18 protein-coding genes and 1 tRNA gene are annotated in these 22,497 nt (G+C 35.7%); 11 read left to right on the top strand and 8 right to left on the bottom strand.

Features of this window, described 5'->3' with window-relative positions; genetic code table 11:
- The 5 genes from ACOXY8_RS09200 (at window position 1) to ACOXY8_RS09180 (ending at window position 8,730) form a co-directional block, all read left to right on the top strand.
- Entirely contained in the window at window positions 1-1,482 is a 1,482-nt protein-coding gene (locus tag ACOXY8_RS09200) for an ATP-binding protein (protein ID WP_458331284.1), read from the top strand.
- Window positions 1,475-4,189, top strand: coding sequence for a Z1 domain-containing protein (locus tag ACOXY8_RS09195; protein WP_458331283.1), 2,715 nt, complete (start codon window positions 1,475-1,477; stop codon window positions 4,187-4,189). Before ACOXY8_RS09200 ends, ACOXY8_RS09195 begins: the two co-directional genes overlap by 8 nt.
- On the top strand, window positions 4,176-5,171 hold the full coding sequence (locus ACOXY8_RS09190) for a PD-(D/E)XK motif protein (RefSeq protein ID WP_458331282.1): 996 nt from the start codon (window positions 4,176-4,178) through the stop codon (window positions 5,169-5,171). The genes ACOXY8_RS09195 and ACOXY8_RS09190 overlap by 14 nt, the downstream gene beginning before the upstream one ends.
- Window positions 5,172-5,177: 6 nt before the next feature.
- Complete coding sequence (locus ACOXY8_RS09185; RefSeq protein WP_458331281.1) at window positions 5,178-7,499, top strand: AIPR family protein; 2,322 nt, start codon at window positions 5,178-5,180, stop codon at window positions 7,497-7,499.
- Window positions 7,500-8,193: 694 nt separating this feature from the next.
- Window positions 8,194-8,730, top strand: coding sequence for a hypothetical protein (locus ACOXY8_RS09180; protein WP_458331280.1), 537 nt, complete (start codon window positions 8,194-8,196; stop codon window positions 8,728-8,730).
- Between the two features lie 824 nt (window positions 8,731-9,554).
- On the opposite strand, the gene ACOXY8_RS09175 is transcribed toward ACOXY8_RS09180, so the two are convergent.
- A tRNA-Glu gene (locus ACOXY8_RS09175) sits at window positions 9,555-9,629 on the bottom strand.
- A 196-nt stretch (window positions 9,630-9,825) separates the two neighbouring features.
- On the opposite strand from ACOXY8_RS09175, the gene gap reads away from it, so the two are divergent.
- Entirely contained in the window at window positions 9,826-10,824 is a 999-nt protein-coding gene (gene gap / locus ACOXY8_RS09170; RefSeq protein WP_458331279.1) for a type I glyceraldehyde-3-phosphate dehydrogenase, read from the top strand.
- Between the two features lie 84 nt (window positions 10,825-10,908).
- Here gap and ACOXY8_RS09165 read toward each other — a convergent pair whose 3' ends face one another.
- Genes ACOXY8_RS09165 through ACOXY8_RS09140 form a run of 6 tightly spaced genes read right to left on the bottom strand, consistent with a single transcriptional unit; the run spans window position 10,909 to window position 16,006 of the window.
- Entirely contained in the window at window positions 10,909-11,697 is a 789-nt protein-coding gene (locus tag ACOXY8_RS09165; protein ID WP_458331278.1) for a PhzF family phenazine biosynthesis protein, read from the bottom strand.
- A gap of 46 nt (window positions 11,698-11,743) precedes the next feature.
- Entirely contained in the window at window positions 11,744-12,379 is a 636-nt protein-coding gene (gene pncA, locus ACOXY8_RS09160) for a bifunctional nicotinamidase/pyrazinamidase (protein ID WP_458331277.1), read from the bottom strand.
- 4 nt (window positions 12,380-12,383) lie between these two features.
- A complete protein-coding gene (locus tag ACOXY8_RS09155) occupies window positions 12,384-12,887 on the bottom strand; it encodes an NUDIX domain-containing protein (RefSeq protein ID WP_458331276.1) in 504 nt (167 codons plus the stop codon).
- Window positions 12,887-14,380: a nicotinate phosphoribosyltransferase gene (locus ACOXY8_RS09150; RefSeq protein WP_458331275.1), complete on the bottom strand. Its 1,494-nt coding sequence runs from the start codon at window positions 14,378-14,380 to the stop codon at window positions 12,887-12,889. The genes ACOXY8_RS09155 and ACOXY8_RS09150 overlap by 1 nt, the downstream gene beginning before the upstream one ends.
- A gap of 11 nt (window positions 14,381-14,391) precedes the next feature.
- Entirely contained in the window at window positions 14,392-15,141 is a 750-nt protein-coding gene (locus ACOXY8_RS09145; protein WP_458331274.1) for a YebC/PmpR family DNA-binding transcriptional regulator, read from the bottom strand.
- Complete coding sequence (locus tag ACOXY8_RS09140) at window positions 15,125-16,006, bottom strand: DMT family transporter (protein WP_458331273.1); 882 nt, start codon at window positions 16,004-16,006, stop codon at window positions 15,125-15,127. The genes ACOXY8_RS09145 and ACOXY8_RS09140 overlap by 17 nt, the downstream gene beginning before the upstream one ends.
- 121 nt (window positions 16,007-16,127) lie before the next feature.
- Here ACOXY8_RS09140 and ACOXY8_RS09135 point away from each other — a divergent pair, with 121 nt between their 5' ends.
- The 3 genes from ACOXY8_RS09135 (at window position 16,128) to ACOXY8_RS09125 (ending at window position 18,664) form a co-directional block, all read left to right on the top strand.
- Window positions 16,128-16,577, top strand: a complete 450-nt coding sequence (locus tag ACOXY8_RS09135) for a peroxiredoxin (RefSeq protein WP_458331272.1) — start codon at window positions 16,128-16,130, stop codon at window positions 16,575-16,577.
- A gap of 185 nt (window positions 16,578-16,762) precedes the next feature.
- Window positions 16,763-17,725, top strand: a complete 963-nt coding sequence (locus tag ACOXY8_RS09130; RefSeq protein WP_458331271.1) for a hypothetical protein — start codon at window positions 16,763-16,765, stop codon at window positions 17,723-17,725.
- A gap of 63 nt (window positions 17,726-17,788) precedes the next feature.
- Entirely contained in the window at window positions 17,789-18,664 is an 876-nt protein-coding gene (locus tag ACOXY8_RS09125; protein WP_458331270.1) for a DUF6089 family protein, read from the top strand.
- Between the two features lie 5 nt (window positions 18,665-18,669).
- On the opposite strand, the gene ACOXY8_RS09120 is transcribed toward ACOXY8_RS09125, so the two are convergent.
- Window positions 18,670-19,329 (bottom strand): ABC transporter ATP-binding protein, encoded by a 660-nt coding sequence (locus tag ACOXY8_RS09120; protein ID WP_458331390.1) that lies wholly within the window; start codon window positions 19,327-19,329, stop codon window positions 18,670-18,672.
- A 145-nt stretch (window positions 19,330-19,474) separates the two neighbouring features.
- Here ACOXY8_RS09120 and sucC point away from each other — a divergent pair, with 145 nt between their 5' ends.
- Window positions 19,475-20,683, top strand: a complete 1,209-nt coding sequence (gene sucC, locus ACOXY8_RS09115; protein WP_458331269.1) for an ADP-forming succinate--CoA ligase subunit beta — start codon at window positions 19,475-19,477, stop codon at window positions 20,681-20,683.
- A 181-nt stretch (window positions 20,684-20,864) separates the two neighbouring features.
- On the top strand, window positions 20,865-21,707 hold the full coding sequence (locus tag ACOXY8_RS09110) for a DUF6089 family protein (protein ID WP_458331268.1): 843 nt from the start codon (window positions 20,865-20,867) through the stop codon (window positions 21,705-21,707).
- The last annotated feature ends 790 nt before the right edge of the window (window positions 21,708-22,497 follow it).

Genomic DNA, 22,497 nt, shown 5'->3' with positions numbered 1-22,497 from the left:
ATGATTGACTACTCCAACATTCAATCCACTTTTGCTGAGCCAGAAGCAAGTTCAATGATAGAAACCTTTCGTGCAATTGGTTATTCTATAGAAACTGCAATTGCTGATATTATTGATAATTCAATAACAGCTGGTGCTAAAAATATATGGATTGATTATGATTGGAAGGGCTCAATGACTACCCTATCCATTTTGGATGATGGAATAGGAATGAATAATGAACAACTTATTCAAGCAATGCGGCCTGGAAGTAAAAATCCTTTAGATATCAGAAGTCATGACGATTTAGGTCGCTTTGGATTAGGATTAAAGACGGCTTCTTTTTCACAATCAAGACGGTTTACAGTCTTTTCAAAATCAAAGGATTTTAAGCCTGCCTTTTGGACATGGGATTTAGATTACGTAAACCAAGAACAAGCTTGGAAACTAATTCGATTTATTCGAAACGAAGAAAATTGGATTCAAATAATTAATACCGTAGAAACTGGTACTTGTGTTATTTGGTGGGATTTAGATAGACTTACAAAAGATACTTCCGAAGATAGTGAAGAAGCAAAAAGTAAGTTTTTGGAAACCATGGATTATGTTAAATCTCACTTATCAATGGTTTTTCATAGATATATGGATGAAGGTTTAAAAATCTTTTTCCGTGACCGTCAAATAAAGCCTTGGGATCCATTTATGATTGGAGTTGATGGTCTGCAAACCAAGCCAGAAACCAAATTGGAAAGCGGCTCAATAAGAATCAAAGGCTTTGTTTTACCACACCGTTCTAAACTTTCAGCCGAACAGTATAATTATGGTAAAGGGCCAAAAGATAGCTGGACTGCTCATCAAGGTTTTTATGTTTATCGAAATAGGAGATTGCTAGTTGCAGGTGACTGGCTTGGACTTTTTAAAAGGGAAGGGCATTATGACCTTTGTAGAATTCAAATAGATTTACCAAATAACTTTGATGAGAGTTGGCAAATTGACATCAAGAAATCTATTGCAAGACCCCCTTCAATTTACCGTGAACAGATTTTATCACTTGCAAAGGAGGTTCGAAATCAGGCAGTAGAAGTATATCGACACAAGGGAAAAGTCCTAAAACGTAAATTGGCTTCGGATGAATATTTTCCCTTTTGGGAAGAAAGGGCTAGACATGGCAAGCGTTTTTATAAAATCAATCGCAACCATCCTATTTTAAATGGATTGCTTGCCAAAGCTGGCGATATGAAAAATGATATTGAAAAGGTAATTCAGTTCATTGAGGAAACAATTCCAGTTCCCTTAATCACTCTTCAAGAAAGCGAAAATGAAAAACCACACGGACAACCTTTCGAAGGCATAGACCACAATGCAATAAAAGAAACAATGCTAAAGCTTTTCAGTGATTTTGTTTCCACTGGATTATCAGTTGAAAAGGCAAAAGCCAGAATTCTTAATACAGAACCATTTAATTTTTATCCCGAATACCTAGAATTCATAGCCAATGAGTAACATAGACCCCATAAAAATAATTCGTCAATTACTTTTTGGAAAGACTTCTGTCACTGTTCAAGAGGTCGAAACCGCTGTTGATACTTTTATGAAAATGAATCTACCTATCTCTGATTCAAGAGAAATGTTAATTAGAAAGGTAGAAGAACTTTTTACAATCCGGCAAGATGAATTTAGATCTATTGAAAAAGCAGATGAGAATTTACCTTGGTTGAGTGAAAAACGAGCTAAAATTGATTTCGCAAATGGTTTTTGGGGTTGTTACAGACAGTACCTTGAAGAAGAAAAAAACTTCGCACCAGATGTTATCAACAAACTCGATAGGATAACTGATAGTATTCTTGATAATTTATTTGACCCAACTGAAAAAATTAAAGTGAATAAAAAGGGGCTTGTAGTTGGCGAAGTTCAATCAGGTAAAACAGCTAATTATACAGGTCTTATATGTAAAGCTGCTGATGCAGGGTTTGGATTAATAATCGTGATGGCGGGTATTCACAATAATTTGAGAAGTCAGACACAAATTAGGATTGACGAAAGTTTTCTTGGTTTTGACACACAACATACAAGAGCTTTTGATCAAAAAAGCATAAAAATTGGTGTTGGAAGGCCAGGTTTTGGCAAATCAAATGTTGCACACTCATTAACTTCAAGTCTTGAAAAAGGTGATTTTACACAAGGGGCTGCAAATGCATTAGGTCTAAATTTTGACACACCAGATCCAATTATTGCTGTCATTAAAAAGAATCCACACGTACTTAGAAGAATTTATCAATGGTTGGCTGCTCAGGCAGATGAAGACACAGAGCTAAGTCGAGTAATTCGCAATAAATCATTGCTGTTGATTGATGATGAAGCAGATAATGCTTCTATTAATATTTCTAACGACCCTTTTAGGCAGAGTTCTATAAATGGCTGGATTACTCAAATTCTTAACTTATTTGGGAAAAATGCATATGTAGGTTATACAGCAACTCCTTTTGCTAATATTTTTATTCCTTTAGATGACCAAAACTTATTCCCTAGAAATTTTATAAAAAACATACCTGCTCCTTCAAACTATATTGGACCAGAAAAAGTATTTGGATTTAGTCCATTAAAAGAAGATGAGGCCTCAAATACAGTTTTGCCAATTGTAAATAGAATAAGTGACTACAATGAGTTTGTTCCTGATAAACATAAAAAAGATGACCAACTACCATCATCTCTACCTGATTCCTTAAAACAGGCTATCCGCTGTTTTATAATTACTTGTGCCATTCGAAGATTGAGAGGTCAAACCACTGTACACAATTCAATGTTAGTTCATGTCTCACGCTTTATGCGGTGGCAGGATCATATTACCGAATTGGTATCCAATCAATTCATGTATTATCGAAGAGGAATTGACCAAAATGACTCAGCAATTTTGAGTGAATTAAAGTCAACATTTGAACAAGATGAAACCGAAAACAAATCATATGTTTCTATTTCTAAAAAAATTTTAAATTCTGATCTAAAAAATTTAGACTCACAAATTCAAGTTCATAAATGGAGTGAAGTTTTACAGCATTTGAATGAGGCCTCTTCGCGAATCGTAGTTAAATCAATTCATGGAGGTTCAGGAGAAGCACTAGACTATTTTGATCACAAAAATGGTCTTTCAGTAATTGCAGTTGGTGGCAACAAACTTTCTAGAGGATTAACTTTGGAAGGGCTTTCCGTTAGTTATTATTTAAGAGCATCAAGAATGTACGATACTTTGATGCAAATGGGTCGTTGGTTTGGTTACCGAGGAGGTTATGTAGATCTGTGTAGGCTCTTTACAAGTGTGGAATTAAACAGGTGGTATTGCCAAATTACAGATGCTTCTAATGAATTGCGACAGGAATTTGAGTACATGTCTGAAGATGCTAAATCAACACCAGAAAAGTATGCCTTAAAAGTGAGGACATTCCCAGGCACATTACTAGTTACCTCACTTAACAAACTCAAAAATGTTGTTTATTTTGATTTAAGTTACTCAGGCAGATTAGTTCAAACAACTATTCTTTTCCCAAGAAAATTACAGGCAGAAAGAAATTTAAATATTCTTAAAAGTTTCATTGGCAAACTTGAAGAACCAAAATTTGATAAAAATGCTTTAATTTTTAAGAATGTTAATGTAAGTATTTTGATAGATGAATTCATATCAAATTTTGAATTTCATTCAGATTTGAAAACTATCAATGTCCCATTATTAAATAAATATATTTCAGGTTGTAATTCCAAAAACGAATTAACAAATTGGACAGTAGCGATTTTCAGTAGCCAAGACAAAAGTGCAATTAATTTCCCCTTGAATACTGGTAATAAATTTTATGATATTGGATTAACAAAAAGGAGTAGTGAAGAGAATACTTATCCGATAGAGGACAATCTCTTTTTAGTAAACAACTCGCAAATTATTTCACCTAGACACGAATTCGTTGATTTTAAGTCACTTCCTAAGAACCCTACGGGCCGTAGAATTAGAAACTTAAGAGACCCAAGGACAGGCCTACTAATGATATATCTATTGGATCCACAATACATCGATTTAGATCACAATGTGCCACTTGTTGCTTTCGCTTTTAGCTTTCCAGAAAGTCCAAGTGATGTTAAAGTTAGGTATGCAGCTCACAACCAATTAATTGACTATCTAGATTGGGAGGAGACAGAAGAGGATTACAATTATGACGAAGATTGAAAATATTTGGATTGGTTTAGAAAGTGAAACTTCTAAGCATTTCGGTCTGCTCTATAAGCGGTATTCGGCAGAAGTGTTGCCTGATATTTTTATTGCATTAAAAGCTCCAGAAAAATTAAGGTGTATCGCATTTAGAATAAGTGCTACATTCCCGTTTAATGAAACCCACTGGAACAAACTCAAAGACATCAAGATTGAAACAATACCTGATGAAAAATATAAAGCAAAAAAGTTTTTACTAATCCTTCTTCTAAATAAACAACATAAAAACATATTCTCAACCCTTTGTGAAGATTTGATTTTTGGAGTATCGGATGTAACAACCGAAGAAACTTTAGCGGAAAAATTATTTGAGCGATTAGCTAAATGGCAATCCTTGTTTGAAAAAGTTGGTAAGCAAGGTTTATCAGACGAAGCACAAAGAGGTCTTTATGGAGAGGTTTATTTTTTACGTTTTTTCTTGAACAATTCATCTGATAAAAACTATTGCCTCAAATCTTGGGTTGGTCCTGAAAAATCTATACAAGACTTTCAATATTCTAATTGGGCGGTAGAAATAAAAACTACCCACGGTAATAATCATCAAAAAATTCATATCACGAGTGAAAGACAGTTAGACGATTCGATCATTGAAAAAATATTTTTATTTCATCTTTCGCTAGATGTAAGAGTGGGAAATGGAGAATCATTGAATATACTAATTGAGGATGTTTCTGAAATATTGAATGATAATACAATGGCTTCCAACCTATTTAAGCTAAAGTTATTGGAATCGGGATATTACGATATTCATAAACCTCTATACGATGAGAGAGGTTACACTATTCGTCAAGAAAACCTCTATCAGGTTTCAGGTAATTTCCCAAGAATAACTGAAAATCTAATTCCTATAGGTGTTGGAGATGTAAGATATTCTATTGTTCTATCAGAATCAGAGGAATGGAGAATTAGTCATGAAACTCTTTTTAAAGAGATAAAGTAGCATTTTATGGAAAACAAAGAAATACAAAAGTTCTATGTAGACATTCAAGAAGAGATTAACTCGACCTTAATTACAGAGGAAGAAGGGACAAACCCTGAGCAAGTTTTTTCAGAACTAGCATTGTCTTTCTTATCAGATGCCGGTGAGACTGAAAACTATCGAGTTTGTTTTGATGAAAAAATTAGCAAAAGAGGTGTTGAACATAAAATCAACGGCTATTCTCTGTATGAAAATTATGAAACACTTGATTTGTTTGTTACCATATATAATGGTGATTCCTCCATACAAAGCATTACAAAAGGAGATGCAGAAAAGACTATTGATAGAGCTGTTAAGTTTTTCAGAAATGCGATTTATAAAGATTATGTAAATGAAATTGAGGAAAGTTCAGAAATATTTGACCTTGCTCAAACCTTAGCGAATGTTCCAGAAGTTAAAGAATATCTAACTCGAGTAAATATCTTCTTAATTACTAATGGTGAAGTAAAAGCTGATTTAAAAACTTCTGATACAGTTGCAGGGTACACAGTTTTTTATCGAACGATTGATATAAACTATCTTTTCAATCTTTCAGACAAATCAAGAGTACCTATTGAAATCAACTTTGAACAGTCAGGGTATAAAGTTCCCTGTATTGTGAATGAAACTGAAAATTCTGATTATCAATCTTGGCTTGCAATTATTCCAGGTCTTGCACTAGCAGATATTTATGAACAATATGGGGCTAGGCTTTTAGAACAAAATGTCCGTTCATTTCTGCAATTCACAGGTAAAATAAACAAAGGAATTCGTAACACTATTTTAAAAGAGCAACACATGTTTATGGCTTTCAATAATGGTATTGCTGCTACTGCCGAAGAAGTTACCATTACAGATTTGCCAAATAATCAAGGTAAAGCTGTTGCTCAAGTGAAGGATTTTCAAATTGTAAATGGTGGTCAAACCACTGCCTCAGTTTATCACACTTGGAAAAAAGACAAAGTTGACATAAGTAATGTATTTGTTCCTGTTAAACTTACTATTGTAAAAAATAGAGAGAATTTTTCTGAAATAGTTGGTCGCATTGCAGAATATGCTAATACGCAAAATAGAGTGTCAGCCTCTGATTTGAGTTCTAACAAAGAAAATCACGTCTTAATTGAAAAACTCTCACGGACTATTTGGGCTCCACCAATTTCTGGTGAAACTACTCAAACACGCTGGTTTTTTGAGCGGTCAAGGGGGCAGTACAAAAATGAACGTTTAAGATTTGGAATAACCCAATCAAAACGCAAACTATTTGACAAACAAAATCCAAGAAGTCAAATGTTTACTAAAGAATCATTAGCTAAATATATTAACTCTTATGAAGAAGTTTACAATGGAAAAAAATTAGCGATAGGGCCTCATATTGTTGTTAGAGGAAGTCAAAAAAATTACGCCCAATTTTTAAATTATAATTTCAGTTTCAAACCTGATAATATTTGGTTTGAAGATGCCATAGCTAAAGCAATTTTATTTTCAACTGCCGAAAAGGTATATGGCGTAAAACCTAATTCTATTGGCGATATGCGTTACATCACTGTTCCTTACTCTTTAGCTTGGTTAGGTTTTAAAATGAATTATAAAATTGATCTATATAAAATTTGGAAACAACAATCTTTAAGTGATACTCTCAAGAGTAAGCTACACGAGATAATGTCTAGAATTGAAGATTACATCAAAAGCCAAGCACCTGGTTCCTTGTATGGAGAGTGGGCGAAAAAAGAAGAATGTTGGGCCGCGATAAAGAGTGAGAGTTTTGGTATTGATTTGGGAAATTTAAAAGCCGACGTAGAAAATAAATCATCCGAAAAAAGAAAAAAAATAACGGAGGATGAAACTCAAAATGCAGAAATCGAAGCCTCGTTAAATCGACTAAGATCTATACACACAAAAACTTGGAAGAAAATAGAAGGTTGGGGAAGAGAAACTCAAAATCTTAGTCAATATCAGTATGACATGGCTTCTACCCTGAGCAGCAAAATAAGAAACAATAGAGCTATTTCTGAGATTGAGCGCAATCAAGGAGAAGATATTTTGAATGTCGTTACTGAACTTAACCCCGAGTTATTTTTTGATATGGATGAATTTTTTAATGACGACATCAGTAAAAAAAATGAAGATGTTGAAATTACTATGGAACTAATTGAGAGAATTGTACAATGGGACAAAAAAAATAAAAGACTAGATGTCTATAAGTACCGCTTTATGGCTGATCTGATAGAAGGAAAAAAAGAATTAACAGACAGAAATAAATTTCTTGCGAGACTTAATTTAAAAACTGTAGAAAAGTATGGTTTTAGGTAATACCATTTATAACAGCCACACACATGGTCAAGCTTTACCATTCAAAACTGAAAACCGAACGAAAAAAAGGACGATTGGCTAGTGGAGTTATTAGCTGTGAGTCATAAGTCCACCTTGCTCCTCTTAAACCACCCCGTAATACGAGTAATTGGGTGGCTTGTCTAGCAAATTATAGCCGCACTTTACAAAAACTACACCTCAACTCTACTTTTAATATACGTCTAGCATAGCATCCTTTCAAATTTTAGAATCACCTGACCCTTGGTTCTTCATCATTTTGTAAGACCTCTGTAGGCCTTTCGGTAAACATGACTACAATGACTTGGGTGGATTTCTAACGAATAAATTCTAAGGCCTCCCTAGTTAAGAACTTAATATTTGCCTCAAATCCACTTGATTTAACTAAAGGTACCTGCTGATTTTAAACGGTACTAAACGTCATCATCATCACTAAATTTCTCTTGTTAATGAAACCAATTATTGAAAATAAAATAGGTTTAGAGTGGGAACAAGAATGAACGGACCAAGGCAAATTTCAATTTGACCTTTAACCTAAGCTAGTATCGTGAACATATTCAATACAATACCTACTTGCTGAAATCTAAAACAGGTATTATATTTAGGTCAATCTGTTACTAAATCATATTGTAAAGTGTTAAGGGTTTCAATTATTTCTTCCAAAATGTTGTAACAAATGGCTTCAATTAAAAAAACCTGGCTCTACACCGCTGATAGTCATTTTAAAAGGGAACCTATCAGTGGCCCAGACTATAGACCATATCAAGAGTTGAAAAATCAAATTGCGAAAGAAGAGGCAATTAGAAAAAAGGAAGAAATCGAGATAAAAAAATATTCCAACAACCAAGAAAAAAAAGCTCAAAAGTTTCTAAGAACTAGTTTTATAGAATCAGAATATTCATTTACTGGATTAGTCGAACTTAGGATTAAGTATTTAAAAATTAGAGAAATAGATGAATGTGATTTAATGTGGCTTAATGACTATTGTGATAAAATAAATGGTTATGGCGTAGAAGGATTGAAAAATAACTTTATTACAAAAGTGGCTAGCAGTTGTCCTAACATACATTTTTTATCAGAAGAATTGAAGAGCTCTGTAATGGCCAAAGTAGAATTTTGGGACGAGTACTTAATATCTCTAGAATCAACTTACAAAACTTTTATTGAAGATTTAAATGAATGGGTTCAAAAAATGAATGAGAAATATGGGTAATTAACACACAATCCCTAAATTCCGTTATTATACTTTTCAAGGCAGTGTCAATATTATCTAAGACTTATTTATATTAAGCCTGTTTCCTACCTTCACATTTTTAATGGTACAACTTGTTACTTACGAATTCTAGAATAAAAGATAAATTTTCGACTCCCTTAATCAGTAATTTTTCAAAATTTTAGAAGCAGTTTTTGTGATTCTCATAGCATATATTGATAAAAGCTTAAACCGTCTGAAAAAATACGAAAATTTTAATTAAAGCTTTAAATTACTTGACTAATAGTCAATAATAATAAATATATTATTGGTATTATAATATATTAGTAACTATAGTATAAATTTTCAGTCTAGTTAAAATTTACCTAATTTGAAGCTGGAAATTAAATTTTCTTTTAGTTCCAAAAACCTTAATTTGATGTAATAAAAGCCATTTAATTAAACTTACTAATATAAATTAGAAAATAACTTTAATTATTACGTTTTACAACAAAATAATAAACTAAAATTGAAAGTAATTATTACAATTATATTTTATATTATTATTTGTGGTAGTGTTTTTTCACCTAAAAAACACTTTTTACACAGCGAGAAAATCAGTTTGATAGGTAAAAATCAACGTTGTATTTTGAGTTATGTTTTGCAAGGTATGAAGGCGTTCTACCTTATGCATGAAATCATATGAGCTGGTTTACTATATTGAGGTATTTCACAACAAACAACACACCTTCATTGAATAAAAACAGTCCATAAACCGCAAACCATCCACGAAAGCATCCACCAAAAACAAAAAACCCCTCTCTACATTACATAAAGAGGGTTTTTGGTAGCCCGTAGGGGAATCGAACCCCTGTTTCATCCGTGAAAGGGATGCGTCCTAACCCCTAGACGAACGGGCCAAATCGCTTTTGGTGGTGCAAATATAGCCGTTGCCTTTTTAATTGCAAACCTTGCTTTAAAATTATTTGAAATATTTTATCCTCCCGCTTTGCCTCCCGCCTTCATTGCGCTTTACAAAGATTAATAATTGGTTTTAGATTGCTTTGGTTTTAACTTCGCAGCAATAAATTTTAATGTTCCAAAAGCTCTAAAAATATGTCAATGGTAAAAGTTGCTATTAATGGTTTCGGAAGAATTGGAAGACTTACTTTCAAATATCTTCTAGAAAAGGAAAATGTTGAGGTTGTTGCCATCAATGATTTGACTGATCCGCTCACCTTAGCGCATTTGTTGAAGTACGACTCTGTACATGGGCGATTCGATGGCACCGTGGAAGTATCCGGAAACAGCCTTGTAGTAAACGGTAAAGCTATTGGCATTACTGCTGAAAGGGATCCAAAAAATCTCCCTTGGGCAAAACTTGGTGTAGATATCGTATTGGAATCTACCGGTCGATTTGTAGACGACGTGAGTGCTTCCGGTCATATTGAAGCCGGCGCACGCAAAGTGGTGATCTCAGCACCGGGAAAAGGTAATCTATCTACCGTTGTACTTGGTGTAAATGACGATACGCTTACCGGAGATGAAACCATCATTTCGAATGCTTCTTGTACTACCAATTGCTTGGCTCCAATGGCCAAAGTGTTGGACGATGCATTTGGTATAGAAAAAGGGTATATCACAACTGTGCATGCTTACACAGCCGATCAGAATTTGCAGGATGCGCCGCATAAGGATTTGCGTAGAGCGAGAGCTGCTGCTTATTCTATTGTGCCTACATCTACTGGAGCTGCGAAGGCTGTTGGACTAGTATTGCCACACCTTAAAGGCAAATTGGATGGAATCGCTATGAGGGTTCCAATTCCTGATGGTTCTTTGACTGACCTCACGGTGGTATTGAAAAAAGAAGTAACAGCTGAGCAAATTAATGCCGCAATTAAAAAAGCAGCAGATAATGAATTGAAAGGCATACTGAAATACGAAACTGACCCAATAGTAAGTATTGATATTATCGGTAATAAGCATTCATGTATTTTTGATTCTGAGCTTACTTCTGCAAATGGCACTTTGGCCAAAGTAGTAGGCTGGTACGATAATGAAGCTGGTTATTCTGCTAGAACAGCTGACTTGATTGAAAAAGTAGGGAATATGTAATTCCTAGTGATAGATATAAATGAAAAAGAGGTGTTTTTTAGCACCTCTTTTTTTTGTTTCGAACTGCTATTGATAGATTGAAAATCAGATATACAACTCCGCTTTCAATACAGTTATAGCTTTACCTTCTATAATTACTCTTTCATCGTTTAATTCCAAAGTCATCTCACCACCTCGCTTGGACAATTGGCGGGAGGAAAACTTAAGCTTAGCCGTTTTGCGATGCCAAAAATCAGCTAAAAGGACATTGGCCGAACCTGTAGCTGGATCTTCAGGCACACCTACTCTCGGGCCAAAAAACCTTGATACGAAATCGATTCCATCTTCGTCTCCCTCACTAGTAATGATAATTCCTCTATACTCAGGCTCCGAAAGCACATGATAATTTGGCTTGAAATCAGCCACAATTTTGGAAGACTTTACTCTAAGGATTAAATCAAGCTCAGAGCCCCATGCTTCGAGAAATACTCCTGGATAAGCTTCTTGTAAAATATGTGGTATTTCCACCTTTTGAGTCTGGATACGAGGAAAATCCATTGATATAATATCGCCCTTTTTGCTCACTAGCAAAGGGCCGCTCAATGTCATAAATTCAATTCGCTCTTTTGCATCAGCATATTCTTTTTCAAAAAGCAAATGCGCCGAAGCCAAAGTTGCATGACCGCAAAGTGTAACTTCATGTGTGGGAGTAAACCACCGCAGATTGAATGTATTGCCATCCACAGGTTCGATAAATGCCGTTTCACTCAAATTCATCTCACTTGCGATGGACTTCATAAGAGAAGTTTCGATCGGGCGAGGGGTTATGGCAATTGCAGCTGGATTGCCTTTAAATTTAGTATCAGTAAAAGCATCAACTTGGTATATTTTCATTTTATTTAATTCAAAGGAGAAATCATTTATTTAAAGAGAAGTCAGTTTATTTTTTGGAACCTAGCCATTCTCTTGAATTGATAAGAATGGCTCCTTTTGATTCCATTTCAGCAAAAGCTAGTTCAGTATCGTTGGCCGAGAGGTTCACGCCTTTTGTTGCATCGGTAAAAAGATATGTTTTCAATCCCGCTTCCAAAGCATCCAATACCGTGAATTTTACACAATAATCAGCAGCCAACCCCACCACATAGACAGTATCAATTTTTAGTATTTGCAGGTGATCCAACAAACCTGTGGATTCCATTTTATTATTGTCATAAAACCCGCTATAGCTATCCACTTTGGGGTTAGTCCCTTTTTCAAAAACCTTTTGAATATACTGACTTTTAAGTTCTTGTGAAAATTCAGCACCTCTTGTGCCTTGAACACAATGGTCCGGCCAAAGGATTTGCTTAATACCATATAAATCTATAAAGTCAGCAATTTGCTTTCCCGAGTGATTAGACGCGAAACTCCCATGATTTGCCGGATGCCAATCTTGGGTAGCAAATACATGTTTGAAAGATTTAGCTAATAGATTTACTATAGGAATTATTGCATCTCCATCCTTTACAGCCAAAGCCCCACCAGGCAAAAAGTCGTTTTGAATGTCAACAATTATTAAAGCTTCATTTTCATTCATAGGGCTATTTTTTACTCTTGCTTACAACGCTTTTCATGGATAGTGGAATTGGTAAATTTTGATAATTAAGGAAAATCAATTCCTTGTTTGCTTTTACCAAGGCTTGCTCAATAATACGGCTATGATCGAAAGCAAGTTTGGGTAAAGTGCTAAACGGAAACCAATCAATTTCCGCTGCATCTGAACCAGCTTTTGCGAGATTCGCTGTATTAGCTATTTCACAAAGAAATGCCAAGGAAATAACTCTACCGCGTGGGTCTCGATCTACTTGATCGAAACATCCAATTTCGATTAGTGGATTCACATCTAAGTTACACTCTTCTTTTACCTCCCGCTTTACTGCTTCAATTCCTTGCTCATCCATTTCTACAAATCCACCAGGCAATGCCCATTGGTTTTGGAAGGGTTCGTTTTTTCTTTTTACTAAGAGTACTTTCTCTCCAGAAAAATCTATTACCACAGCATCAACCGTGAATGCAGGTCGAGGATATTTATATGTGTAAGTCATCAATTGGTTTTTCGCAAGTTTATTATGAGCTCATTTTTACGATGATGCAATTGTTGCTCCAGTCCAACTGTGTAAATATGCGGATTGATAAATCGCTTAATCGTTGGATCCAAAGCTTTTAATTGGGTCTGCACTCGATCGCGTATTTCGAGCAAACTGGGTTTCTGGTAAATTAACTCTCCGTCCTGATAGATATCTTCTAACAGGTCTACATGATTGAGACCTTGTTTGCCCATAGTTTTGCTTCGAGTAGCATCGGCAGGATCTATCATTAGATTTTGCTTAGCCAGTTCATCCCTTTCGTCGAAAATCATATCGCCCACAAAAATCCCTTGACTCAGACTAAAATATCTCTTGCATTGCTGCATACCGGGATTATTAATTTTGATGGATTGTTCTGAAAGCTTGATTTTATCTACCCAAGTGCCATCTGGCTCTTGCAAGGCTGATAATTTGTAAACAGCTCCAAGGGCAGGCTGATCGAATGCAGTGATCAGCTTGGTGCCAACGCCCCAAATATCTATGGCTGCATTTTGTTCTTTTTTAAGACTATGAATGATGTATTCATCCAAATCATTACTTGCTACGATTTTGGCATTTGGGTAGCCAGCTTCATCTAGCAACAGTCTAGCGCGTTGACTAAAATAGGCTAAGTCACCAGAATCAATTCGGATTCCTTTAAATGTCTTGCCAATTTTCTTTAACTCATCAGCCACAGCTATGGCCTTTCGCACACCTTCAAGCGTGTCGAAAGTATCGACTAGAAAAAGACTGTTCTCCGGAAAAGCTTTGGCGTATTCTTCGAACGCTTCCTTCTCAGTAGGAAATGACAAAATCCAACTATGCGCATGTGTACCTGAAACTGGAATACCGAATAGCTTCCCTGCCAATACATTGCTTGTGGAAGCACAGCCTCCGATATAGGCAGCTCTACTTGCCGCTAATCCACCATCCATTCCTTGTGCTCTTCGTAAGCCAAACTCCATTACCGGATCGTCTTGTGCAGCTTGGCAAATTCTTGCAGCTTTGGTGGCAATCAGCGATTGGAAGTTGATTATATTAAGAAGTGGCGTTTCTAATAATTGGCATTGTAGTAATGGGCCTGAAATTCTCAGCATTGGTTCGTTTGGGAAGCAAATCGTACCTTCTGGCATTGCTTTTATATCGCAAGTGAACCTAAGATTCTCTAAATATTCGATAAACCCTTCATCAAAAACTGGAAGACCACTTGCGTCAGTTTGATTTCTAAGGTAATCCAAGTCACTTGGCTGAAAGCTGAAATTCTCTATATAATCTATTACGTATTCTAAGCCGCAAGCAATAGTATATCCTCCCGCAAAAGGGTTTTTACGGAAAAATAAATGGAATACACCTTTCTGATCAGCCTTATTTGCTTTCCAATATGCATAGGCCATGGTGATTTGATAATAATCCGTGAGCAATGCCAGACTGCCCTTATAAATTGGATTTTCAGAATTTGATTTTCTATCCATTAAGATATTTTTCAGGAACTATATTTCTCCATTTGGCTGTCCGTAAACTCAATATTATGATACACCTTTTGCACATCATCATCGTCTTCCAAAGCGTCAATTAATTTCATTACATCCTCCAAAGGCTCATCTTCAAGCACTAAGTAAGAATTTGGAATTCGCTCCAATTGGGCTGATTCCGTCTCAAGCTCAAGGCTTTCAATTGTTTTGTTTAGGTCGCCAAATGCTTCCATTGGACAAGTTATATGAAGAACATTTTCATCCTCCTCTATTTCTTCTGCTCCTGCATCGATCAATTTGAGCAGGATACTATCTTTTGCAGTTTCGGTTGGGAGATTCACTACAAAAACGCCTTTGCGATCAAATATAAAATCAAGCGAGCCATTGGTGCCCAAGCTTCCACCATTTTTGCTAAAGATGGAGCGTATATTCTGTACCGATCTATTCAAATTGTCAGTAGCACATTCGATGAATATTGGTACCGCATGCGGGCCATACCCCTCGTATGTTGGTTCTATATATGTATTTGAGTCTGAATCAACTACTTTCTGAATAGCTCTTTCTATGGTGTCTTTGGGCATATTGGCACCTTTGGCATTTTGAATGGCCAATCGAAGACGAGCATTTGCATCCGGATCGTCCCCTCCCTCCCGCGTTGCCACGGTAATTTCCTTTATCAGCTTGGTGAATATTTTTGCTCTTTTAGCGTCTTGAGCACCTTTTCTTCTTTTAATATTTGCCCATTTACTGTGTCCTGCCATTTTCTACCTCCTTCAATATTTTCTTATTCTTTTGATGGGAATAATTTACATTTAAAATCACCCCTACCAAAACTAATGTCATTCCAAGGTAGGTCATCAAATTGAAGGTTTCGCCAAAAAACACGTAACCAAGCCCTAGAGCATAAATAATTCCTAGATAATTGAGATTTGCAACGTTGGCTAAAACTTCAGACTGATAAGCCTTAGTCATATAATATTGAGCAAATTGAGTGAAAATACCTACTGAGATTAAGATTAGCCAGTCCCAGCCAATCGGCTGCACCCAATTGAACAAACAATAAATACCCGCAATGGGTGCTGCAACCAATGGAAAGTAAAATACAATGACCAATGGATGCTCAGTTTGCTTTAGTTTGCGAATAATATTGTATGATATACCAGAGAAAAACGCAGAGCTCACTCCTATTAATAAGTAAAAAAGGGAGAGTCTCGCATCAAAGCCTTCAATCATAATAATACCGCCAAATGACACCACAAAAAAGAAAAGCTGAAGAGGCCTAATTTTCTCCTTCACCAAGTAAATCCCTAAAAGAGTAGTGAAAATGGGTGAAAGATACTGTAGTGTAACAGCACTAGCCAATGGCACATTCTGAAGCGTGGTGAAATATAAAATTAGCGCAATAGCGCCTGTAATACCTCTGCCAATCAGTAGCTTTTTATTATTGCCAAATACGGGAATAGATTTGCCTTTGAGTAGAAGGTAACTAATAATAAAAGAAACTACAGACCTAAAAAATACGATTTCAATTGCTGGGATATGAGGAACCAATTTGACGGTAACATTCATAAACGAGAAGAAAACCGTGGCGATAAGCATGTATCGCAAGCCAGGTGATAATGCCATAGAGAAAGATTAAGGACAAATATAGATATTTTGAAACATGCCTTGGTTTAGATTGTTAGAAGAAGAAGATAAAATACAGGATTCAATTGATTTTTGTAGCTTTGAAATTAACTGAAAATCTATGGCATTAAAAATTGGAGAATTAGCACCTGATTTTGAATTACCTTCTACAAATGGAAGTATTTTCAAATTGCGGGAGAATATGAAGGAGAAGGCTCTGATTATCTACTTTTATCCAAAAGATTTCACCAAAGTATGCACTCAAGAAGCTTGCGAATTTAGAGATCACTTTGCTGAACTCAAAGATCTAGATATACCTGTAATTGGTATAAGTAGAGACAGTATTAAAACTCATCAAGAGTTTAAAAGAATTAACAATTTGCCTTTTGAGTTACTTAGCGATAAAGACGGAAAGGTTTGCGGGAGGTATAAAGCTTTAATTCCAATAGTAAAAATGCCGAAGCGCATCACTTACCTATTAGATAAAAATCATCGAATAAAAGCTGCCTACAGTAATCTATTTGGATCAACTGAACATTTGAGAGCAATGTTGGAAGCCTTGGAGAAGTGAAAAGGCTTCAAGGAAGTAGACAAAAAACCACCAACAGCAATTTTTTTATCACAAACATCGTTGTCAGTCTGATTCTTTTTTACCTTTGTTTGGATAATTCGAAGAGATTTAGGAATTTAATTTCAGTTTTTATACAGAAAATAGTTTCTTTTTAGCGGCTCAACTATATATATTTACTTTTTGAGATGAAAATAAAAAACTTTACATCCCTAGCGATAGCCTTACTATTAACAGCAATTATTGCTTTTGACGGTATTGGACAAAGCTTTTATTTCCAAAGAGTAGATAGGCCACATATTATTTCTGGTGGTATAGGAGGTAGTATGCTTTATGGCGATATGTTCAGACCCAGTTTGGATAAGCCAATGCAAGTTGGTCCAAGTGCATCAATTTCTTACCTCAGAAGAATAAATGAGAGAATTTATTTAAGAGGAGAGGTTAATTATTATCAATTGAAGGGAGATGATAAACTTTCCTATTTTGAGGAAAGAAAGGAGCTTGACCCTGAAAGTGATAGAAGAGGGAGAAATTTATCATTTAGAGCAAATAACTTCGAAGTTTCTGCCACGGCTATGATTGATTTGATCCCAACTTATGGTTATTCTTATGCGGTTTCAAGAAAAAATGGGAGAGTAAAACCAACGGTTAACAGTTTCTTTAGACCTAACTTCACACCATACATATTCTTTGGTTTGGGCTTAACTACAAACACCCCAAAAGCTGAACTTGATGGCACATATTACAGTCTTAGACCTCTCCAAACTGAAGGAGTACAATATGGACCAGTAACTTTGACATTTCCTACAGGTTTAGGTTTTCGAGTTAAATGGAATTACAAGAACGATATTGGTATAGAAGGAGGTTATAGATTCACCTTCACTGATTATTTAGATGATGTCAGCGACGAATATATAGACCCAAGTAATTTTCGTGGGGATCCGGTTGCCCTGAGATTACAAGATAGAAGGCCAGAAATTGGATTAATGTCTAAATGGCAAAGAGCGGCAACTTCTGGCGTAACCCTACGAAGAGGTGACCCTACCGATAACGATGGCTTTTTTATTGTCCAAGTAAAATGGTTCCATTATTTAAGCAAGCGTGATCTACAGAAGTTCACTCAGCCTCGACCAAGAAATACTTTCAGGTAGAATTCAGAAAAATTTTAAATTCCTTGTTAATTATTCTAATTTGTGCTGTCGAAATATGCACCCTTGAGAAATCATCTTACTATCTCAATTTTAGTACCCCTACTGTTGCTAATAGGAACTGATGCGATTGCCCAAACATTTTATAATGTAGGTGGCTCTTACAAGTCTAGACTTAGTACCGCAAGAGTATCTACAGCTATTACTGCAGGCTTTGGAGCAAATTACTATGTTGGTGATCTTACCGATAATAGTTTTTCAAGTGGCATACGAATATCGCCAAACTTTTCAGCAGGACTACAGCAAAGAATCAATGATAGAGTACACCTTAGGGCTGAGTTATTATGGTATCAAATAGCAGGGGCAGATTCCCTTTCGAGCGAATTTGGAAAAGTTGAACGAAACTTATCTTTTAGAGCAAGGAATATTGAGCTAAGCCTTGTTGGTATTTTTCACTTTATTAATAAAAGCTCAAATGCTGAAGGAAGAGCCGGGTTTGTTCCCTTCGCAATTTTCGGATTTGGCGTCACAACAAACGATCCAAAAGCTGAACTAAATGGAGATCTTTATTCGCTTAGGCCATTAGCCTTAGAAGGTGAGCAATATGGAAAATATGCCTTTGTGATGCCTATGGGTGGTGGAGTCCGCGCAAAAATTAATGATGCTTTCGACGTGAGCTTGGAAGGAAGCTACAGAGTTACATTCACTGATTACCTTGATGATGTGAGTACTGTTTATATACAACACACTGAATTTCCAGCAGTTTCCCTTTCAGACAGAAGCATAACACAGCCTAAGGTGGTCGGAGATCAAAGAGGCGATCCAAGCAATAAGGATGGCTATTTTATAATGAGCATCAAGGTGCAATATTACCTGCCAAACAACTTGTTTTCAGAAGGAATCGGCACGAAAAAACAAAAAGCAAAAAACGTATTCAGATAGACACACTACTTCACCTTCACAATATTCCCATCCTTAATTTCCAATATTCTGTCAGACATATTTGCAAGGTCTGGATTATGAGTTACGATTAGGAAGGTCTGATTCAGTTCATCTCGAATTTTAAAAAATAGCTTATGTAAATCTTGGCTGTTTTTCGAATCAAGATTGCCGCTTGGCTCATCTGCAAACACAATCATTGGATTGTTAATCAACGCTCTAGCTACTGCAACTCTTTGCTGTTCACCACCTGAAAGCTCCGAGGGCTTATGGTGAACTCGCTCAGCCAAACCCAAAAGTTGCAGCATTTCTTCCGCTTTTTTAGAGGCACTTTTTAATGCCGTTCCTCCAATTAACAATGGCATCATTACATTTTCCGCAGCAGTAAACTCTGGCAATAGATTATGAAATTGGAAGACAAAGCCTAAGTGCTTATTCCTGAAATTAGCTAGGGATTTACCATTGAGACCCGAAACTGCTTGACCATTAATTTCTACCCTCCCGCTATCAGTATTATCCAATGTTCCTAAAATCTGGAGAAGTGTGCTTTTACCAGCGCCTGAAGCTCCAATTATCGAAACAATTTCTCCCTTTTCTATATTTAAACTAATGTCATTGATAACTTTTAATTTATCATAGGCCTTAGAAATACCCTTTGCTATTAAAATGGACATAGTACCAATTGCTTAATTTGATTAACGGCATTATATAAACCACAATCCAGTTGAATAATGAAAGAGATTGCCGTAAATTCGTGCGGGTTAAAATTACCCATTTATTTTAAACTCGTTTAACAAAAGAATAAAGATTAGAATGAATATTCACGAATATCAAGCCAAGGAAATCCTAAAAACCTATGGTGTCAAAATTCAAGAAGGAATTGTAGCATCGACGCCGGAAGAAGCACAAGCTGCTGCTGAAAAACTTAACAAAGAAACTGGCACTTCATGGTTTGTAATAAAAGCTCAAATACATGCGGGAGGTAGAGGAAAAGGGAAAGTTCAAGAAACAGGATCGAATGGCGTAGTTCTAGCAAAATCATTGGCTGAAGTTTCTGAAAAAGCTGGCAAAATACTTGGCGGCACATTAGTAACTCACCAGACTGATCCTGAAGGCAAAAAGGTAAACAAAGTGCTTATTGCACAAGACGTTTATTATCCTGGCGAATCTGAGCCAAAAGAGTATTACCTAAGCGTATTATTGGATAGAGCTAAAGGTTGTAATGTGATAATGGCCTCTACCGAAGGTGGTATGGACATAGAAGAAGTTGCAGCGAATACTCCTGAGAAAATCATTAAGGAATGGATAGATCCAAAAGTAGGTTTGCAGGGATTCCAAGCTCGTAAAGTAGCATTTGCTTTAGGATTAGAAGGCCAAGCGCATAAAGAAATGGTGAAATTTATTACTGCACTTTATAATGCTTATGACAATATTGATGGAGCTTTATTTGAGATAAATCCAGTACTGAAAACTTCTGACAATAAGATATTAGCAGTAGATGCTAAGGTTGGTCTAGATGATAACGCGCTTTATCGTCATGCTGATTTGGCTGCCTTAAGAGATAAAAACGAGGAAGATCCATTGGAAATAGAAGCCGGTGAGGCAGGTCTGAATTATGTAAAACTTGATGGAAACGTAGGTTGTATGGTGAATGGAGCCGGACTTGCTATGGCAACTATGGATATCATTAAGTTATCAGGTGGAGAACCCGCTAACTTCCTAGATGTGGGAGGTGGAGCAAATGCACAAACTGTGGAAGCTGGCTTTAGAATAATCCTAAAAGATCCAAATGTAAAAGCCATCTTAATTAATGTGTTTGGTGGCATTGTCCGTTGCGATAGAGTAGCAAAAGGAGTCGTTGAAGCCTATAAAAATATTGGTGAAATCAACATTCCAATCATTGTAAGATTGCAAGGAACCAATGCCGAAGAAGGAGCACAAATTATAGAACAAAGTGGATTAAAGGTAAAATCTGCTATTATTCTAAAAGATGCTGCCAAATTAGTTAAAGAGGCTTTATAATTGATTTACAATTGATTGTATATAAAAGATAAATCCGAATTTTATTGGTTTATTAAATTCTTCCATAATTGATTAATAAATAGAATCAACATTTGGATTTATCTTTACTTACCTTTACCTTAGTTATTGAAAAAGAGCAATTTCTTAATACCAAACCAACAAATGACCAAACTTTACCATCATGGCTCGTAAAATACTCCTAGTTTTCAGTTGCTCCATTTTTTTGTCTTTGCTTGCAACGGCACAATCAAAAAATGACAGCCTTTCCATGTACGAACCGAGAAAGACCTCAGTATTTCTAAATGCTGGAGGTACTCAATACGTAGGTGACCTATGGGAAATAGGTGACAATCTAGATCCAGGTTTAACATTCGGCATTGGTATTCGTCAAAGAATTGCACCAATGTTTTCACTCAGAGGTGATTTAACTTTCTACAACATCAAGGGTGATGACAGAAATACAACTGACATTGGCAGAAGTAACCGAAACCTATCTTTCAAAGCAGACAACTTTGAAGGTGCCATAATGGGCGTATTCCATTTGTTTCCTGATTATAGTTATTATACAAGACCTGGTTTCAACCTATACTTTTTTGCAGGTATTGGTATGACAACGATGAATGCAAAAGGAAAGTATCAAGGGGAGTGGCATAAATTAAGACCAATACAAACGGAAGGTAATAGCTATCCTGCTTTTGTAAGGGTAATCCCAATGGGTACTGGTTTGACATATAAGTTAAGTGAAAAATTGGACTTTGGTTTTGAGGTAGCTTATAGAGTAACTGACACAGATTATTTAGATGACGTAAGTACTACTTACAGGCCACTAGATCAGTTTTCAGACCCAGTCCATAAAGAATTGTCTGATAGAAGAACTACTGGTAGAGGAAACTATAGTGAAATTAGAGGTAATCCTACAAACAATGACTCTTATTGGTTTGTGAACTTCAAGCTTGAGTATTTCTTACCTTATTCTTTCACTCAGAAACTATCTCGTAAGAAATCAACTGAGAAATTTAGATAACATACCTATATAAAACATTGAAAGGGAAGCGATCATGCTTCCCTTTTTTTGTGCTTAAATTTTAATGGAATGATAGTTTTCTACTTCAGTCTTCATAACATTTCTAATATTCTGGAAATTAATAACTAAGCTGAATTTTATTTGTCAGTTGGATACTTCATTTAAAACAAAAGCCTTAAATATCTGCTTTCTTGTTATGAAATAAAGTGCAGTATAGCTATAATAGAATCCGGCTTAACAGCACTTCAATTTGCTAAATTCACAAACATCCAAATTTCAGGGACAAGCAGATAGTATTTATTGACCCTTTAAAGGGAGCTCAAAATCATGGTGTTTTTGGCATAAAGGATCTCATATAATGGATTGCTTTGTTACTAATGAATGGACAAAGCTCCACTTTGGCTATAAAACATTCGCTAGAATTCAATCTTCAGCACCTTATACTTACCGACATATTTCTAGTGATGATATGTATAATTGGTTTTTTGAAGAGTTATTTATTGACTTTCATGCATAATGGAGACTTGAACAAATCGTGTAAACCAAGTATTTGTTTATGTTTTGCCTTTTCTTCACGGGATGCTTTGGTAGAAACAATAATGTTTTCAAGTCAAGTTTGGACACATGAGCAATGCAATTCGATGAAGCCTAGTTACACCAAAGAAAAGTGTCCAGAAATCAATTATGAAATTGTAGAAATTAAAATATATTTTAATTTCTACCGGAAAGTAATCTCATAAGAATAGAATACTCAATTTTCAAACTTAGCGGAAAGTAGACTGGAAATTTT

It is taken from the genome of Peijinzhouia sedimentorum (assembly GCF_049340005.1).
GTDB lineage: Bacteria > Bacteroidota > Bacteroidia > Cytophagales > Cyclobacteriaceae > CAXBDP01.
Note: the sequence above shows the minus strand (reverse complement) of the source record. Positions and strands in the feature narration are given on the sequence as shown.

Coding starts and splice junctions, on each gene's coding strand:
- ACOXY8_RS09110 (WP_458331268.1), top strand. CDS start 20,865: ATGGCTCGTAAAATACTCCTAGTTTTCAGTTGCTCCATTTTTTTGTCT.
- ACOXY8_RS09150 (WP_458331275.1), bottom strand. CDS start 14,380: ATGGATAGAAAATCAAATTCTGAAAATCCAATTTATAAGGGCAGTCTG.
- ACOXY8_RS09145 (WP_458331274.1), bottom strand. CDS start 15,141: ATGGCAGGACACAGTAAATGGGCAAATATTAAAAGAAGAAAAGGTGCT.
- ACOXY8_RS09195 (WP_458331283.1), top strand. CDS start 1,475: ATGAGTAACATAGACCCCATAAAAATAATTCGTCAATTACTTTTTGGA.
- ACOXY8_RS09200 (WP_458331284.1), top strand. CDS start 1: ATGATTGACTACTCCAACATTCAATCCACTTTTGCTGAGCCAGAAGCA.
- gap (WP_458331279.1), top strand. CDS start 9,826: ATGTCAATGGTAAAAGTTGCTATTAATGGTTTCGGAAGAATTGGAAGA.
- ACOXY8_RS09185 (WP_458331281.1), top strand. CDS start 5,178: ATGGAAAACAAAGAAATACAAAAGTTCTATGTAGACATTCAAGAAGAG.
- ACOXY8_RS09180 (WP_458331280.1), top strand. CDS start 8,194: ATGGCTTCAATTAAAAAAACCTGGCTCTACACCGCTGATAGTCATTTT.
- ACOXY8_RS09190 (WP_458331282.1), top strand. CDS start 4,176: ATGACGAAGATTGAAAATATTTGGATTGGTTTAGAAAGTGAAACTTCT.
- ACOXY8_RS09165 (WP_458331278.1), bottom strand. CDS start 11,697: ATGAAAATATACCAAGTTGATGCTTTTACTGATACTAAATTTAAAGGC.
- ACOXY8_RS09130 (WP_458331271.1), top strand. CDS start 16,763: ATGAAAATAAAAAACTTTACATCCCTAGCGATAGCCTTACTATTAACA.
- pncA (WP_458331277.1), bottom strand. CDS start 12,379: ATGAATGAAAATGAAGCTTTAATAATTGTTGACATTCAAAACGACTTT.
- ACOXY8_RS09135 (WP_458331272.1), top strand. CDS start 16,128: ATGGCATTAAAAATTGGAGAATTAGCACCTGATTTTGAATTACCTTCT.
- ACOXY8_RS09140 (WP_458331273.1), bottom strand. CDS start 16,006: ATGGCATTATCACCTGGCTTGCGATACATGCTTATCGCCACGGTTTTC.
- sucC (WP_458331269.1), top strand. CDS start 19,475: ATGAATATTCACGAATATCAAGCCAAGGAAATCCTAAAAACCTATGGT.
- ACOXY8_RS09155 (WP_458331276.1), bottom strand. CDS start 12,887: ATGACTTACACATATAAATATCCTCGACCTGCATTCACGGTTGATGCT.